Here is a 15,338-nt window from a genome sequence, read left to right as displayed (position 1 = left end):
CGGCGCTCGGTAAAAATGCTCTCAAATGACCGCAGGATCGTCTAATGTGACGGGATAATTGAACGATCCTTCGCAGGAAATGGAAAAAATGGCAGAATCGCTGGATGCCGTGGACCGCTCGATCATCCGCCTGCTGCGGCTCAATGCGCGGCGTCCCAATTCGGAGATTGCGGCGGAGATCGGCTTGTCTCCCTCGGCCTGTCACCGGCGCATCCGGATGCTGGAGGATGCCGGCGTGATCCGCGGTTATACCATCGTGACCGCACCGATGGAAAAGGAGGGCCGCGCCGTCGATGTCCTTGTGCAGGTGACGCTCGACCGGCAGACGGAGGATTATCTCGCCCGTTTCGAACATGCCGTGCAGCAATGTCCTGAAATCCGCGAATGTTTCCTGATGACCGGTGGCGTTGATTACTGGCTGCGCGTCGAGACCGAGAGCGTGGCCGCCTATGAAGCGATCCACAGCGAAATCCTCTCCCGCATGCCGGGCGTCACCCGGATCAACAGCAGCATCGCCATGCGCGATGCGCTGCGGCCCAGGAAAGCGGCGCGGCGCTAAACCCGCCTGGCTATTGCGCCTGCTGCCCATCCCATGCCAACGGCCAGCATCATCGCGACCAGACCATAGGCGAAGGGCCATTGTTCCGCCGCGACGGCCATGAAGCGTTCGAAGCCCGACTTGCGGACGGTGATGTCGCGCACGGCGGCGGCCACCACGCGGCCATCCTGCACGAGGAAGGTTTCCGCCGTATAGTCGCCGACGATCACACGCGCCGAAAGCGGCAGCCGCGCCCTGTAGAGCACGCCGTCGGTGATCTCCACCGTTCCCGGCCGCTCGACATAGAGCCCGGCCCGTTCCCTGAGGTCGATCAGCCCCTTCTGGAACCGGTCCAGCTCCGCGCTGTCGTTGAGCGAGGAAGGGGAGAGCTGGAGCTTGTCCACGCCCATTTCATAGATCGCCGCCGTTCGCTCATCGACCACCTTGTCCACCGGTCGGGACGATGCGATGGCGTAGAAGCTGGGCGCTGACCGGAAGCGCGCGCTGTCGGCATTGACCCAGATGCCGGCCACCTTTTGCTTTTCGCGCATCGTGATCGACTGGTCCGGACCCTTCAGCACGACCATGATGTCCGGCGGCTTGCTGGGCCGACGCCCATCGGGATAGACGATGGCGCCGAACAGCAGCAGGTCAGCGCCGGTGAAGCTATATTGTATTTCCACCTCGCGCTGGGACACGTCAGGCACCAGCATCGGTTCGTCCGCCGCCGTCAGCAGCAGCAGGGCCGGCGGCAGGGCCAGAAGCGCCCGCCGCCTCACCGGATCTCCACCGTGTAGATTTCATCGGGCCGAAAGCCCAGCCCCAGCGCCATGCGTGCCGCCACCAGCAGCACGATCGCGGCAAGCAGGATGCGCAGATATTCCGGCCGGATCGTCATCGAAAGGCGCGTTCCCACCTGCGCTCCCGTGACGCTGCCGATCAGCAGCAGCAGGGCCAGCACCAGGTCGACCGCATGGGTCGTCATGGCGTGCATCATCGTCGTCGCCATGGTGACGAACAATATCTGGAACAGCGACGTGCCGACGACGGACTGGGTCGTCATGCCCAGCAGGTAGAGCATCGCCGGAACCAGGATGAAGCCGCCGCCGACCCCCAGCAACATGGTGAGGATGCCCGTCGCCATGCCCAGCAGCAGCGGCGCCAGCGGGGAAATATACAGCCCGGACCGATAGAAGCGCCACCGCATCGGCATGGCCGCCACCAGCGGATGGTGCCGTCTTTTGCGGGCCTGAATCTTCCGCCCGGTCTTGAGCGCGATCAGCGCCTGGATGGACTCCTTCGCCATCAGCGATCCGATGCCGCCCAACATCAGCACGTAGAGGATGCCGATCACCGTGTCGATCTGGCCGATGGCCTGAAGCAGGCGGAAGATCAGCACGCCGAGGCCGGCGCCCACCACGCCGCCGGCGATCAGCACGCCGCCCATGCGGAAATCGACCGTTCCGCGCGACATATGGGTGACGACGCCCGATACGCTGGCGCCCGTCACCTGGCTCGCCGCCGAAGCGGCCGCGACGGTCGGCGGAATGCCGTAGAAGATCAGCAACGGCGTCGTCAGAAATCCGCCGCCTACCCCGAACATGCCGGAGAGCAGGCCCACCACGCCGCCCAGGGCGATGATGACCAGCGCATTCACCGACAGGTTGGCGATGGGCAGATAGAGATCCATGCGCTTCCTGGGTTAAGCGCAATATGCGGAGAGATAAAGGCGCTCCCGCTTAAAAATCAGCGCCCAGCGTAACGGCCGGGCCGGACGGCGGTGCCGCGCGCCCCGCAATCCGTTCCCGCCATTCGATGCTCAGCCTTGCGCTCACCGGCCTGAGCGGCAGGCGGACCTGCAATTCCGGCCCGATGTCCAGCCGCTCGACCTGCGGCTGCGCGCCGCCGGAAAGGCTCGCGCCGATCCGCATGGGCGAATGGCCTAGCGGCGACAGCAGCGACATCTTGCCATCGACGAACAGGTCGTGAGAGCGGAAGCCGACCATGCCGCCCTGGGCATAGGCTTCGACTTCCAGCGAGGGCGCCACCGGCGTCGGCCCGAAACCGCCTGCCGCCAGCAGGGCATGGGCGTTGCGCCCGCCCTTGCCCAGTGCAATCCGTCGTTCCGCCGCGAAGCTGACCGGAATGGTGCGCGCCGGTTGCCATGCGATACCGAGCGCGCCTTCCGGAGATGCCGGTTCGTTCAGCGCGGCACTGGCTCGCGCATAGGCGGCCGCCCGGCTCGATGAGCGCGGGGTCAGGTCGAAATCGAGGCGTAGGCCCGCCTGCGATCCGCCCAGCCTGCCGCCCGTCACGGCATCGGCGCGGGTCGTGCTTCCGTCGCGCCAGAGCAGCCAGGCGCTGCCATGCCAGCGGGCGTCGCTTGCGGATGGCGTGGAAGCGAGGGGCAAGGCTGGCGCAGGATTGTTCGATGGAACGACGCGACCGCCACTCTGGTTCTGTGCTGCCGGCGCCGCCTTCTCTTCGATGGACAGGAAGGCGGCGTTCGCGCTTGTCCTTCTCCCAAGGCGTCGAGAGTCCTTGAATATAGGGCGCTGGATGGCGGCATGCTGGCGCTTTTGCGGCATTTCACCGAACCAGGCCGGTGCGTCATGCCCCGTCGCGGCTGCGGGGCTCTTCTTCTTCTTCGAATAGGCGGTGGGGTGAAAACGCCCCTCGCCGTCAATTTCCCTCGCCATTTGGGGAAGATCACCCTCCGGACCTGCCAGACGGATCGCGACCCAACCCGCCATCACGAGGAGGAAGAAGCGGAGCGGGCGCCCCGTGGCGGCTTCGCTCACCCCGGATAATCCAGCTCGGGAAAGCGGTGATGCGTCTTGTCCCAGGTCAGCGGCTTGCCGAACAGCGACTGAAGATACAGGAACATAGCCCGACGGGCAGCCATCATCGCGATGATGTTGGCGATCAGCGTGCGCGGTATCGCCCCCAGCCCGAAGGCCCAGCCATAAGCCATGCCCGAGAAAATCGCGCGCATCGCCATCCGCCAGCTCATGAAGCCGAAGTTGAGCCACAGCAGGGCTTCGACCACTGGCGTGGGTCTGGGCACGGGGAAGGCGCTGAACAGGCTCCCGGCAAGCAGCACGCCCCAGAGCAGCAGCGCCAGATAGGCGGTGAACAGGACGAAGGCGGAAAGCGCCGCACCCCGGTCCCGCATCCGCATCCACCATTCGGCGGGGCCGCCCTGCCAGCCCATGCGATCCCATCCGGCAAGCGAGATGCCGACCATCCAGCGCGCCTTCTGCTTGACGGCATCCGTCAGATTGTCCGGAAAATATTCCTTGGTCGCGACAAGCTGGCCCTCCCCATCGCGCATGCGGACGAACACGCCGCGCCCGCCCATATTGCTGATACGCAGGCCGACCTCATAATCCTCGGTCAGCGATTTCGGATCGAACGGTCCGCCATTGGCCGGATTCACAAGCCTTTCCAGCATTTGCCGCTCGAATGCGCAGGCCACCCCGGCCGAGGGCATGGACGCACCCATGGCCTCGCGCACGGTCAGGAACTTTCCATGGCTTTCCAGTCATTGGACACTGGCGCAATTCCGCAGCAGTTGGACTCCTATCTCGTTGCAGTGAGACGGTCTGGGTGGGCAGCGGAAATCTCATCTAGCCGCCTGAATTGACCCCGTCATTTCACCCCCATAATACGCCCCCAAGGAAAACCAGCGGTCCGTTCACCGCTTGTAAAGCAGGGCATGACTACAAATATGTTGACATGGGCGGACCTCGAGATGCACTGCACGACTGGTAGATTGATGAAGTGGCAGCCGACAGCCCGCATGCAAACGCGGGCAGATGGTAGATGCCTCTACATGCTGGGGGATGTGTTCGATGCTGTTCAAAAGCGCCCGTGGGAAACCACTCAATGGCACTCTCCGAAACAGCTCAAAGAGCGGCGTCAAGCTATGCGAGCGGTGCTCGAGCGCTACGTCATCGGGGCCCACCTTAATTTCAATATAGACATGAAGGAATTGGGCTCGCTGAAGCCCGATAGCTCGATGCAGGGGTTCTGGGAGTTTCGATCGGGTCTCCCCGTTGAACAAACTCGGCTCTTCGGCTTTTTTGGCAGGCCAGGCGCTTTCGTTGCGACCTCGTTCCAGCCAAGAGGAAACTTCGGTGGCATGTCGGACCCAGCGTGGAAGGCCGTCCGGCAGGACGGGGAGAAGCATTGGAACGATTTGTTCGGTGAAAAAGAATACATAAAAATGCCTTGGCCGGTCTCAGCCATCCCCTCATTTTTGAGATGACGTGGGTTGGGAAAGATGATTCTGCATTTCCGTGTCGAAGGGAGATCAGAATATCATGAACGGGAAGGCGGCGTTTTCTTCTGAAGCGGTCCATTCGTTTGTCGACGAACTGTTTGGCGAAGGCCTGCACGCGAAGCGGGTAAGATCGCTGGCGAATGCGACGGTGGGCGCGTTGCGGGCGTCATCGCTGGCGGTGAGCGCGATTGGCCACGGTCTCGCACTGGCTCAGGAAGGGCGCCTCTCGCGTCACGCGATCAAGCAGGTCGACCGGCTGCTGTCGAACGACGGGATTGATGTCGACGCGCTGATGGCCGACTGGGCCGGCTATTGCCTCGGTAGCCGCACCGAGATCGTCGTCGCCATGGACTGGACCGATTTCGATGCCGACGGGCACTCGACCCTGATGCTGTCGCTGCTTACCGAGCATGGCCGGGCGACGCCGCTACTGTGGTTGACGGTACGCAAGACGGAGCTGAAAGAGCGGCGCAATCATTATGAATATTGGATCATTACCCGGCTTGCCGAGCTATTGCCGACAGAAGTGAAGGTGCTGCTCGTCGCCGATCGCGGCTTTGGCGACACCAAGCTCTACGGCGTCCTCAAGGACGAGCTGCACTTCGACTATGTCATCCGCTTTCGCGGCAACATCAAGGTGACGGCCGCCGGGGAGAGCCGCCCGGCGAAGGAGTGGATCGGCCCATCGGGACGGGCCAGGCTGCTGCGCGAGGCGACAGTCACGGCGCAGGGTTGCCCGGTCGGCGCGGTCATGTGCGTCCACGCCAGGGACATGAAAGAGCCGTGGTGTCTCGCGACCAGCCTGACCACAGTGACGGCCAAGACCCTGATTGACCTCTACTCGCGGCGCTGGGGCATCGAATGCTCGTTCCGCGATGCCAAGGACTGGCGGTTCGGGATGGGCATGTCGGCAACCCGCGTCTCCACGCCCGCCCGGCGCGACAGGTTGTGGCTGATCGCCGCTCTCGCCATTGTGCTTCTGACCGTGCTCGGCGCCGCCGGGGAGGCCATCGGCTACGACCGGCATCTGCGCACCAGCACGACCAAAAGACGCGTGCATTCGCTGTTCCGCCAAGGGGTAATGTACTATCAACTGATCCCCAACATGACCGAAGATAGACTACGGCCTCTCATCCTGCAGTTCGAAAAGCTTATCCGCGAGCACCAGCTCCTCAAACGCACTTTCGGGATCATTTGAATGAGGGGATTCGTGAGTTGGCCGGTCGCATCTAAGGATCAATTTCTCGCTTATCTGGATCGACAAGATGATTGACCAAACTGAAGTGCAGCTACCACTTTTTGCGTGCTTACCCGCGCTAGAAGAAGATGAACTGGACGACGCGGAATTTCGCGCAAAGGATCGTGCGTGGGCCGCTTTGGTCCATGTTTACGAGGATAGAAAAGAGTGTGACGGCCTGAATTACCAGATTTTGGGTGATCGTATCGGACGCTCTCGCAAGCAAGTGCAACGATGGCTTAGTTCGTCCATGAATATGACCCTTCGCTCAATCGGTCTGCTTGCTGAGGGCATGGACGCTGACTTGGATATCCAAGTTCGCAAGCGATTAGCTTGCGATCCACGGGCAAATTATGTTCATCCGAGCGAAGCAGCTCGGTCATGGGTGACTTTTCACAATTCGGCGGCGGCTACCAACTCTACCGTAAAGCCGTGTCCAGGCATTCACACTGCGGAAGCCGCTCCACAGGTCGCCATTATTTCAAAGTTTTCGATAAAGTCGGATCAGCCATAAATGATTAAAGTGGGAAACTTCTCTGTTAATTCTGTCGTCTTGTGCGAGTTGATAAGGCCGGAAGCGAACAATAAGCTTTCCATACTCGGTGTGTATTCATCGGATATAGTGGTTTCTCAGTTCCCCGTTCAGCTTGGTCTATCCGCTTATGTTGAATTTACACCTTCTAAGATCGGCCCTTGTGAAGTCGAGTTCCGCTTCTCCGCTCCGGGTGGAAATTCCGAACTGAAGTCTGAGGTGGAGGTTCTTGCATTGGGGCAGTCAGCAATGCCTCTCCCAACTGTGCCGTTAGTTGTAACGGAAACAGGCCCCGCGAAGGTCGAAATGAGGGTTAACGGTTCGGACTGGACGACGATCTTAGAAAAGCGGGTGATTGCGGGGACGGTGGGACCGATCCCGATGCCGGTGGAGTTAGCTCCGCAATAATTGTCGCTTATGTGCTTCGCGGATCTACCTGCACTGTATCCATATTCGCTCCAAACAGCCTTTCAGCCGTGGAAGCACTTTCCTTTTTGTTTTCAATCACCCTTCCCCCAAATTGCTGCCAGAACCACCCACGGTTTTTCGCGGCTTTTCGACGTGTGGGGGAACGGAATTTCCTGCTTGGCGCGATCCCTAAATCGAATGTATGGCTTCCATTATGGGGGACTGGGGCAAAGCACTAGACATTCTGAAGGCTAGCGGCGGGCAGACCCTTGCCATCGCAGTAGCCGCAGGACTCTTCATTTGGCTCAGTCGGCAGGGCATCGTTCCTGAGCCGGCCGTATGGATGGTTATAGCCGCATGGGCGGTGATGCTTGTATGCGGCTGCCTAGCTGCGATCAGCTTTCTCAGCGTGATCGGCCGCTTACTTGCATACCCAAGGCGTTATGTGCTGCGCCGATATCAGCATTGGGCCGCTCAGCGGTCCTTTGAGGCTCATATCCCCCATCTGACGGGCGTTGAGCGGAGGATCTTCGGCTATCTGCTGCACCATAATCACAAGACATTCTCCGCCGATGTCGACGGCGGTTACGCTGCCGGACTTTTAGGACTCGGTTTCATAAGGATCGCTGCCCGGCCTGGTCAGCAGTTCGATATCGACAAATGCCCTATGATTATCCCCGACCCAGTTTGGAGCGTCCTCGAAAGACGGCGTGACGAATTTCCTCATCAGGAAGATGCCACCGAAGGCCATCCTTGGCGGATCCATTGGATGGCTCGTTGATGCAACCTGAGCAGGTATGGCTGGAGGTTGCAAAATTGGCTGCTCAGTTTGTTGGCGCGATGGCGGTCGCCAGACTTACGGTCACATGGGCACTCCGTAGATACAAAAGCGAGAAAACGTGGGAGCAGAGGCTCGCGGCCTATTCGGAGGCAATCGCCTGCATGAGCGAAATGAGGTTGATCCTCGGGCGCTGGATGGATGATGAGCTATGTCGGCGTGAACCGTCGACCGAGTTCTCCCAACGTCAAGGAGACAGGATGAAGGATGCTGTTCGGCGGTGGGAAAGCAGCATCGCGACGGCTCAGTTGATCCTGCCGTCAGAGGCCGGCGAGCGGTTAAGCCAAGCGTTCAAAGACTATCACGATGACGAGCACGGTGACCATTACGCGACACTGGAGAAAGATTATCTGGTGATCGACAAGGCGCTGAAATGGATGATCGGCGAGGGACGCCGTGAGCTGGGACTGTCGTCAAAGTAACGACGGCCGAAGGGGGAAACATTGCCTGCGTCAGAAGAAGATTTCCGCGAAATATATCGCCTGAACCATGATGCCAAGCTTGCGGAGGAGTCCGCACGGCTGACCTATCAGACCGATTTCGCTCAAGCAGCCTTGAAGAATCTCATGCTGGTAAACGGAGGCGCCGTCGTCGCCCTTCTCACCTTCATAGGAAATTCTCAGGCGACGTTCGATCGGGCAGCTATGAGTGTAGCATTCTCATCATTCATAGGCGGACTTTTGCTCGGCTTAGCAGCCTACATTCTAGCCTACTTTTCGCAGGCGTTCTTTATGAACATGAACGCGCTCGAGCGATCCAATACGCAGTTTAAGATGGTCATGCTTGATGAGCCGCACAAAACCGACCCAACTCGCCGCATCGGTAACTGCGCTCTCTATGCTGCCATCGGCGCAGCGGTTGGCAGTGTTGCCGCCTTTGGCATCGGCGCGTGGCACGCCATGAATAGCATCCTCCCATGATTGCCGCGTTCATTCTTGCCGCCGCCGTAGCCGTTGTGGACGGAGACACCCTCCGTATTGATGGTGAGCGCATCCGTCTGCTGGGCATCGACGCTCCCGAGATCCACGGTTGCCGACAAGGCAGGATCTGCGTGCCCGGCGACGGGCAAACCAGCAAGCGGAGCCTACAGGCGATGGTCGGTGGGCGGACCAACGTGCAGCGGGTCGGACAGGATCGATATGGGCGCACGCTCGCCCAAGTCTATGTTGGCGGGCGCAACCTCGCCTGCGAGCAGATCCGGCGTGGACAGGCACAGTATGTCGCTAAGTGGGACAATGGCGGGCTGCTGGCCAACGACTGCCGCTGAATAGTTCCGCATGGCGGCCCTGCGATGTCAATCCGGGGCGAGCGCCGTGGGCACGAACCCACGGCACCCACAATCAGGCCGCCGCGCCGGACGGCACTAGGCGCTCGATCGACACCTCGCGGCAGTTCGTGAGTAAGCGTGGGCTGGAGGCCGCAGATCAGGCGGCTTCGGCGATCGGTTGCTGATCTGGTCGCCAATTCCAGGGCATGAGTTCATCCCAGCGAGCGGCAGGCCAGTTGCCGGCGATCTTGGCGATAACGTCGGCAATATAGGCCTGTGGTTCGAGGCCGTTGAGCTTTGCGGTCTCGATAACGGAGTAGATGGCCGCCGCCCGATCGCCGCCTGCCTTTGATCCGGCGAACAGCCAGTTTTTACGGCCCAAGGCCACGCATCGCATGGCACGCTCCGCAATGTTGTTATCGATCTCCAGACGCCCATCATCGAGGAAGCGCGTGAGCGCCACCCAGCGCTTGCGACCATAGGCGATCGCTTTCGCCATCTCGGACTTGGGCGAGAGGCGGCGCAGGGCATCGTCAAGTGCTTGCCGCAGCTCATCGATCAACGGCTGAGTGCGGTCGTGCCGGCTTCGTCGGCGGATCTCGGGTTGCTGGCCTTGAACCTCTGCCTCGATCTCATAGAGTTGGCCGATGCGTTCTAGCAGGTCGGTGGTGAGCGGCGTCGGCTTGGTGGCGTGGATGTCGAATATCTTCCGCCGGAAATGCGCCCAGCAAGCAACCTCGGTGACGCGGTTCGTGTCGTAGAGCTTGTCATAACCGGCGTAACCATCAGCCTGCAGGTAGCCGGCGAAGTTGGCCAGCTGACGCTGGGGATGCGCACCGGTGCGATCGGTGGTGAACTCATACCAGACGAGCGAGGGGGTCGTAGCGCCCGAGCCACGATCATCGACGGCGTAAGCCCAAAGCCTGCCGGTGGCCGTCTTGCCCCGGCCCGGATCAAGCATGGGAACAGGCGTATCGTCGGTATGGATCTTTGAGGCGGTGAGGCCCACCTCGCGAATGCGACTGACGATCGGGTCGAGCAGCACGGATGCCTGTCCTACCCAGCCCGCCAGTGTCGATCGGTCGATCTCGACCCCCTGCGCAGCCATGATCTCGGCCTGGCGGTAAAGCGGCAGATGATGGTCGAACTTGGAGACGACAACGTGGGCCAGCGTGCCGAAGGTCGCCTTGCCGCGCGCTATCGCCTTTACCGGCACGGGCGCCTGGACGATCTTCTCGCAGGACCGGCAGCTATACTTGGGCCGGATGGTCCGAACGACACGCCATTGCACTGGCACGGCATCGAGCATCTCGTCGCTATCCTGCCCCAGAGGCCGCAGCGCTCCGCCGCAATCTGGACAGGTGCAACTGCCCCGTTCGGGCTCGATCCGCTGTTCCTCCCGCGGCAGATGAGCAGGCAGCGCACGAACAGGCGACGGCCGATCAACCTCTGCCGGATCGGCCCGGCGGGCGGCGGCGACGATGGCCTCGCCTTCGAGCTCTTCGAGCGCAAGCTCAAGCTGTGCGATCTGAGTGTCGAGCTTCTCGGACGACTTGCCGAACTGCATCCGCTTGAGGCGCGCGATCTGCACGCGCAGCGTGTCGATCAGGATGTCGCGGGCAGAAATATCGGCGTGGGCGGCCGCCAAAGCAGCTTCGAGCTCGGCGATCCGAGCGTCTTTATCAGCGGTGGAAAGGCCTGCGTCCGACACCGCGACCCTATAGCGGAACAGACGCCGCAATGCCAGAAAAAGCGCCGGAAAATGGGCGTTTTAGCCCGCAAGTGACGGGGTGAAAGTGCGTTCCGGCCGCCGCCAGTCGATGCCTTCCAGAAGCATGGAAAGCTGGGCCGCCGTCATCACCACCGAACCGGTCTTGGTCGATGGCCAAATGAACCGGCCTCGGTCCATCCGCTTGGAGAAAAGGCACATGCCCTGACCGTCATACCAGAGCAGCTTTACCAGATCACCGCGCTTCCCTCGAAAGGCGAACAGCGCACCGGAATGCGGGCTCTGCTCCAGAACTTGCTGCGTCATCACAGCCAAGCCGTCAAAACCCTTACGCATATCTGTTGCGCCGCAGGCCAGGAATATCCGCGTTGAGGGCGGCAGCGGGATCATTGCGTCAGGACGCCGATCACCCGCGACAGGGCATCGGCATCGACGGTGGCGTCCACGTTCACCCTGATGCCAGACGGCAGCTCGATGCCGATCACTCCCTCGCTGCGTGCTGCGACCGTTGGCCCAGGCAAGGCCAGCTGATCGCTGATCTGCACCTCCGCAAAGGCAGGCTTGATCGACTTGCGCACCCCGGCGAGCTCACCGGACATCGCCTGTCGCCGCCATGTGTAGATCGAGCCGCTGCCGACGTCATGGCGTTCACAGGCCGCGCGCACGCAGCCCTCCGGGCCGAATGCATCCTGCAGCACGGCCAGCTTCTGCTCTACCGTCCACCGCCGCCGGCCTGACACCCGGCTAACGATCTCTATCCGACTACTCATACGACCGCTCGTATGAGTAGTCGCTGCGCTGCTCGCTGAATCTTCAATCTCGTCCGACACCGGCCACCCCGCTTAAAGAGCGGCAATCATCCCGGCTAATGGGCGCTGCGCAAGGCGGTCGCCAGACCCCGCTTACGTTCGTGATGAGGAGTTCGCGCGCTTCTACCGGCGATCCATTGCCGACGGTGTATTGGAGGTCGACGGTCGCCATGGCGAAGCCGGCGAACGCCTCGCGGATCTCCGGCACATCATTGATGCTCATCAGGAACTGCCCCTCGATCCCGCGCAGCTGCTCCGCCATTACAGCGAACTCCGCCCGATCGAACATGCCGGAACCATAGTCGCCCTCGCTGCCATGGTATGGCGGATCGAGGTAGAAGAGCATGTCGGGCCGGTCATAGCGGCGAATGAAGTGCGACCAGGGCAGCCGTTCGATTGTGACGCCCGCGAGCCGCTCATGCAGTTGCTCCAGCATGGGCTGCAGCTTCGTCACATCGAAACCGCCTGAATTGGCCGCGTCAACACCGAAACTGCGGCCAGCGACCTTGCCGCCGAATGCGAGGCGCTGGAGATAGAGGAACCGGGCAGCGCGTTCTAAATCGGTCTGCGTCGACGGGTCGACTCGCATCAACCGCTCGAAATTGCTCCGCGTGGTGAGCTGGTATCGAAGCATGTCGAGGAAGGCGATGTAGTGGCGCTGGAGGATGCGGAAGAAGGTCGCCACGTCCTCCGACCAGTCATTCACATATTCCGCGCGCGGCCGCCGCCCACGCCGCAGGAACACCCCTCCCATGCCCATGAAAACCTCGCCATAGGACTGGTGCGGCACCAGATCGATCGCGCGGGTGACGCGCTTCCACAATCTCCGCTTGCCGCCGATGTAGGCCGCCACCGGCGGCACGGGGGACACGAAATCATCAAAAAGCGGACTCGACTCCATTATGTTTGTTCCATATCTGTTCACCCCTCCCGAGCGCCGGGAGGCGGGATGAAACCGGCAGGCCAGCCGGGGACATGGCGGGTCGAGACCGCCGGCTTGAGGCGTTGGCGCGCCTCAACCCCCGCCGAGGCGGGGAACTTACTGGCTCACCGGACGGAGAACCAAATGGATGATGAATTGAAATCTCGGTTCCGGCGCTTCGCTGAGAAGCTGGCGGATGATGATGCGATGGATGAGGGCGGCCTCACCGGAAGGGATGTAAAATCAATCTCCGACGCGATCGAGGATCTCGTGGCGGTTCGCTACGCCACATTGCAGGAACTTGCTGACGAGGCACTGGCGGAATGTGGCACGCTATAGAGACGGACTGAAGGTTGCCACCTCCCTGTTTGAGGCGGCCGCGTGGCATCGGACGGTGAAGGTCATCTGCCGATGTGGTCACTTCGGATTGTTCCACCCTCACGGCATCTGGTGGCATTTTCATCGTCGAGGCTGGGACGACAGCTTCAGGGCCGCGCGAGAAAGGTTCTGGTGCCGGGAATGCGGCCGCCGCTTAGGGAAGCGCATCCGCCCAAGCGGCATAGATTTGGCAGACCAGCCGCCGCAGATCACGCTTCCCTTACCCGATGAGCGGGAGTGGAAGCGAATTGTCAGCAGGTTCAGAGGGTGAGGCCTTGCGGAACCGCATATGTGGGTTCCGTCTCTCCCGAGTCTCGCCCTCTGCTTTTAGCGCCTCACCTATGGGGGCGAGGCACCTTTCGATCTACCGCGCGGCGGCGGCCAGCTTGTCCTGAAGCCGAGCATGCCCCTCATCATTGTCCGCCTGAATATCCGCCAGCGCTTTCTTGGCGGTAGCCTGATCGGGTGGATTGAGCGCGGCAGACGCGGCCTGGTAGAGCGCCACGAACTCCGGCGCCTTGGCGATCACTGGTCCGACGACGGGCAGGACGTTCAGGAGGGTAGATATGTTCATGTCAGGCTCCAGTCTTGCCGGTGAGGGTGAGAAGATCGGCTATCGCCGCGCGGGCCCTCGTGAGGGCGCTGGCGTAGCTCGCGGCGTTGCCTGCCGCATAAGCCTTGCGAACCACGCCGAGGGCGGCGAACGCCCGCCGGTCGAGTTGGGCAACCTTGGCGGCCGTCGGACCCTTGATCAGCCCCGCATCCACACCTGTCTCGACCGCGACACGCGCCGCCTTGTAGGCCAACTCGGCGGCCAGCACGCCCTGCTCATCGAGGGTCGTGCTATTAGCGACAGTCGTGGGCGAGGCGGGGATGCCATTCACGGCATTGGTGATGCCGCCGCAGGCCGAGAGGGCGAGTAGCAGGCAAAGGGGACTGATGCGTTTCATGGCAAACTCCTGAGAATGAAGGGTCAAGACTTGGGTTCGCCCGCTGGGGGATCAGCCGGCGGAAGTTTGGCGATCAGCTGCTCATTCATGGCCGCGCTGTCGTCGCGCGCCTTGAAGGTGCCGATTACGCCTATGAGGCCGGTCACGGCCGCGCTGATGAAGCCGAGCGCAGCAACGATCTGGGCGAGATGGGTGTCAGGCTCGACACTGACGCAGATGATGGCCGCGACGATCGACATGATGACGATCGCCGCCAGGGTGGCCAGGTAAGCGATGACATTGTGACGATTGTTCATGCCGCCCTCCGGCGCGCGAACGCCGCCGCGAGCCGCTCATCGTAGCGATTCTCGCGATAGGCCGTGCCATTGTAGCCCTTGGCGAACGCTGCCCAGTCATTGCGCTGGAGCGCCTTCTTCAGTCCCTTGCCTTCGACAAAGCGGATAAATGCATCCAGCTGGTCACCCTCGGTCTGCGCCTGCCGCCAAGCGAACGACCATGGGTCGGGTGCGTCGCAGACGGCATAATTCTCGCCGAGGATCTGGAAGGCCCCATAGCTGGCGGACATGAACCCCGCATCGACATCGAGCGCAACGGCGTCCATCAACTGATCCCATCGCGCCTGCTGGGATGAGGGATAGAGCTTCCGGTTCCACCCGCGCGACGATAGCCGGGGAAAGGCAGCATCATATTGATGGCCGGTCGACCTGCTGAAACGATGCGGTTCAAACAGGATGGTCGGACGACCATGCACGAAGGCGTCGCCCGCAGCCTCCACCTCATAGACGGCCCAGATTGCTGCTGGAGCGACGCACAGCAGAGCGGCTGCCTGCTCTACATCACCCACCGTGATGGAATAGTCAGGGCCGTCCGTGAGGCATTCCAGCGCCGCCGCTTTGCTGCGCGGCCCGAATATCCCGTCGATCGCCCCGGCATAATAGCCGAGCGATGCCAGCCGCCGCTGAAGCGTGGCGTGGTCCATTTGCGTCTCCCATGAAAAAGGGCGCCTCAAGCGCCCGCAAATGTCATTTTGTTTGATCGGGTCAGCTGGACCCAAGCCGCCTGTCATGAGCCGCGATCACCGCACCCAGCTGCCGGGCTTGCCCCTCACCATTGACATAAGCTTGCAGGCGGGCCAGCTGGGCTTCCGTCTCCCGCTTGGAGGAGTGACATTCCTCCACTTCCAGCTCCAGTCGCTCAATGCGTTCATCCTGCTTCTCTAGCCTGGCCTCCAGCGTCAGCCGATAGCTTTTCCAGCTATGATCAAGTTCGGCGCGCTGCTGATCGTTTGACGCCGCAACCCTGTCGGCGCGACCCGTCAGCCAAAGAATGAGCCACCGCACCGCGTATAATCCACCTCCCACACTGAAACCGCCGGCCGCAACCTGCGCTACGTCACCCACGAGCCCGCCATCGTCCATCGCTGACCTTTCCTCGTATGGGCGCAT

At 61.6% G+C, this 15,338-nt stretch carries 22 protein-coding genes and 1 pseudogene; 10 read left to right on the top strand and 13 right to left on the bottom strand.

The window, feature by feature from the left end; translation table 11 throughout:
* Positions 1 to 88: 88 nt before the first annotated feature.
* Positions 89 to 559 (top strand): Lrp/AsnC family transcriptional regulator, encoded by a 471-nt coding sequence (locus LDB29_RS10890; protein WP_257554171.1) that lies wholly within the window; start codon positions 89 to 91, stop codon positions 557 to 559.
* On the opposite strand, the gene LDB29_RS10885 is transcribed toward LDB29_RS10890, so the two are convergent.
* The 4 genes and pseudogenes from LDB29_RS10885 to LDB29_RS10870 form a co-directional block, all read right to left on the bottom strand.
* A complete protein-coding gene (locus LDB29_RS10885) occupies positions 556 to 1,317 on the bottom strand; it encodes a TIGR02186 family protein (RefSeq protein ID WP_025550228.1) in 762 nt (253 codons plus the stop codon). The genes LDB29_RS10890 and LDB29_RS10885 overlap by 4 nt on opposite strands.
* Positions 1,314 to 2,228, bottom strand: coding sequence for a sulfite exporter TauE/SafE family protein (locus tag LDB29_RS10880; protein WP_025550226.1), 915 nt, complete (start codon positions 2,226 to 2,228; stop codon positions 1,314 to 1,316). The genes LDB29_RS10885 and LDB29_RS10880 overlap by 4 nt, the downstream gene beginning before the upstream one ends.
* Before the next feature lie 49 nt (positions 2,229 to 2,277).
* Positions 2,278 to 3,339 carry a hypothetical protein gene (locus LDB29_RS10875; protein WP_025550224.1) on the bottom strand — a complete coding sequence of 354 codons (1,062 nt, stop codon included), beginning with the start codon at positions 3,337 to 3,339 and terminating at the stop codon, positions 2,278 to 2,280.
* Positions 3,336 to 4,079, bottom strand: a pseudogene (locus LDB29_RS10870) (glycosyltransferase family 2 protein); the annotation flags it as partial. The gene LDB29_RS10875 and the pseudogene LDB29_RS10870, both read right to left, overlap by 4 nt.
* Positions 4,080 to 4,373: 294 nt before the next feature.
* Between LDB29_RS10870 and LDB29_RS10865 the strand changes: the two are divergent.
* The 8 genes from LDB29_RS10865 (at position 4,374) to LDB29_RS10830 (ending at position 9,105) form a co-directional block, all read left to right on the top strand.
* Positions 4,374 to 4,808: a hypothetical protein gene (locus tag LDB29_RS10865; protein ID WP_257554168.1), complete on the top strand. Its 435-nt coding sequence runs from the start codon at positions 4,374 to 4,376 to the stop codon at positions 4,806 to 4,808.
* A gap of 55 nt (positions 4,809 to 4,863) precedes the next feature.
* On the top strand, positions 4,864 to 6,021 hold the full coding sequence (locus LDB29_RS10860; protein ID WP_087575690.1) for an IS4 family transposase: 1,158 nt from the start codon (positions 4,864 to 4,866) through the stop codon (positions 6,019 to 6,021).
* 67 nt (positions 6,022 to 6,088) lie between these two features.
* On the top strand, positions 6,089 to 6,574 hold the full coding sequence (locus LDB29_RS10855; protein WP_257554167.1) for a hypothetical protein: 486 nt from the start codon (positions 6,089 to 6,091) through the stop codon (positions 6,572 to 6,574).
* Entirely contained in the window at positions 6,575 to 7,000 is a 426-nt protein-coding gene (locus LDB29_RS10850; protein WP_257554165.1) for a hypothetical protein, read from the top strand.
* A gap of 214 nt (positions 7,001 to 7,214) precedes the next feature.
* Positions 7,215 to 7,781, top strand: coding sequence for a hypothetical protein (locus tag LDB29_RS10845; RefSeq protein WP_257554164.1), 567 nt, complete (start codon positions 7,215 to 7,217; stop codon positions 7,779 to 7,781).
* Positions 7,781 to 8,260 carry a hypothetical protein gene (locus LDB29_RS10840; RefSeq protein ID WP_257554163.1) on the top strand — a complete coding sequence of 160 codons (480 nt, stop codon included), beginning with the start codon at positions 7,781 to 7,783 and terminating at the stop codon, positions 8,258 to 8,260. The genes LDB29_RS10845 and LDB29_RS10840 overlap by 1 nt, the downstream gene beginning before the upstream one ends.
* Before the next feature lie 21 nt (positions 8,261 to 8,281).
* Positions 8,282 to 8,758: a hypothetical protein gene (locus LDB29_RS10835; protein ID WP_257554162.1), complete on the top strand. Its 477-nt coding sequence runs from the start codon at positions 8,282 to 8,284 to the stop codon at positions 8,756 to 8,758.
* On the top strand, positions 8,755 to 9,105 hold the full coding sequence (locus LDB29_RS10830) for a thermonuclease family protein (RefSeq protein WP_257554161.1): 351 nt from the start codon (positions 8,755 to 8,757) through the stop codon (positions 9,103 to 9,105). Before LDB29_RS10835 ends, LDB29_RS10830 begins: the two co-directional genes overlap by 4 nt.
* A gap of 157 nt (positions 9,106 to 9,262) precedes the next feature.
* On the opposite strand, the gene LDB29_RS10825 is transcribed toward LDB29_RS10830, so the two are convergent.
* The 4 genes from LDB29_RS10825 to LDB29_RS10810 are packed head-to-tail and all read right to left on the bottom strand — an operon-like array spanning position 9,263 to position 12,544.
* Entirely contained in the window at positions 9,263 to 10,837 is a 1,575-nt protein-coding gene (locus LDB29_RS10825; protein ID WP_373886338.1) for an IS66 family transposase, read from the bottom strand.
* A 39-nt stretch (positions 10,838 to 10,876) separates the two neighbouring features.
* The gene (tnpB, locus tag LDB29_RS10820; protein WP_011950829.1) at positions 10,877 to 11,224 is read right to left on the bottom strand and encodes an IS66 family insertion sequence element accessory protein TnpB; all 348 of its coding nucleotides are present in this window, start codon (positions 11,222 to 11,224) and stop codon (positions 10,877 to 10,879) included.
* Positions 11,221 to 11,604 (bottom strand): transposase, encoded by a 384-nt coding sequence (locus LDB29_RS10815; protein WP_041380262.1) that lies wholly within the window; start codon positions 11,602 to 11,604, stop codon positions 11,221 to 11,223. The genes tnpB and LDB29_RS10815 overlap by 4 nt, the downstream gene beginning before the upstream one ends.
* A gap of 43 nt (positions 11,605 to 11,647) precedes the next feature.
* The gene (locus LDB29_RS10810) at positions 11,648 to 12,544 is read right to left on the bottom strand and encodes a DNA adenine methylase (RefSeq protein WP_257554159.1); all 897 of its coding nucleotides are present in this window, start codon (positions 12,542 to 12,544) and stop codon (positions 11,648 to 11,650) included.
* Between the two features lie 165 nt (positions 12,545 to 12,709).
* Between LDB29_RS10810 and LDB29_RS10805 the strand changes: the two genes are divergently transcribed.
* The gene (locus tag LDB29_RS10805) at positions 12,710 to 12,904 is read left to right on the top strand and encodes a hypothetical protein (RefSeq protein ID WP_257554158.1); all 195 of its coding nucleotides are present in this window, start codon (positions 12,710 to 12,712) and stop codon (positions 12,902 to 12,904) included.
* 403 nt (positions 12,905 to 13,307) lie between these two features.
* On the opposite strand, the gene LDB29_RS10800 is transcribed toward LDB29_RS10805, so the two are convergent.
* From LDB29_RS10800 to LDB29_RS10780, 5 genes are all read right to left on the bottom strand, one after another.
* Complete coding sequence (locus LDB29_RS10800) at positions 13,308 to 13,517, bottom strand: hypothetical protein (RefSeq protein ID WP_257554157.1); 210 nt, start codon at positions 13,515 to 13,517, stop codon at positions 13,308 to 13,310.
* Between the two features lies 1 nt (position 13,518).
* Positions 13,519 to 13,893, bottom strand: a complete 375-nt coding sequence (locus tag LDB29_RS10795) for a hypothetical protein (RefSeq protein ID WP_257554156.1) — start codon at positions 13,891 to 13,893, stop codon at positions 13,519 to 13,521.
* A 23-nt stretch (positions 13,894 to 13,916) separates the two neighbouring features.
* Positions 13,917 to 14,189 (bottom strand): hypothetical protein, encoded by a 273-nt coding sequence (locus tag LDB29_RS10790; RefSeq protein WP_257554155.1) that lies wholly within the window; start codon positions 14,187 to 14,189, stop codon positions 13,917 to 13,919.
* Complete coding sequence (locus LDB29_RS10785; protein WP_257554154.1) at positions 14,186 to 14,872, bottom strand: N-acetylmuramidase family protein; 687 nt, start codon at positions 14,870 to 14,872, stop codon at positions 14,186 to 14,188. Before LDB29_RS10785 ends, LDB29_RS10790 begins: the two co-directional genes overlap by 4 nt.
* A gap of 61 nt (positions 14,873 to 14,933) precedes the next feature.
* Positions 14,934 to 15,311, bottom strand: a complete 378-nt coding sequence (locus LDB29_RS10780) for a hypothetical protein (RefSeq protein WP_257554153.1) — start codon at positions 15,309 to 15,311, stop codon at positions 14,934 to 14,936.
* Between the last annotated feature and the right edge of the window lie 27 nt (positions 15,312 to 15,338).

This window comes from Sphingobium sp. CFD-2 (assembly GCF_024611135.1).
Classification (GTDB): Bacteria; Pseudomonadota; Alphaproteobacteria; order Sphingomonadales; family Sphingomonadaceae; genus Sphingobium; species Sphingobium fuliginis.
The sequence above is the reverse complement of the archived record's forward strand: the minus strand, read 5'-3'. Positions and strand labels throughout refer to the sequence as shown.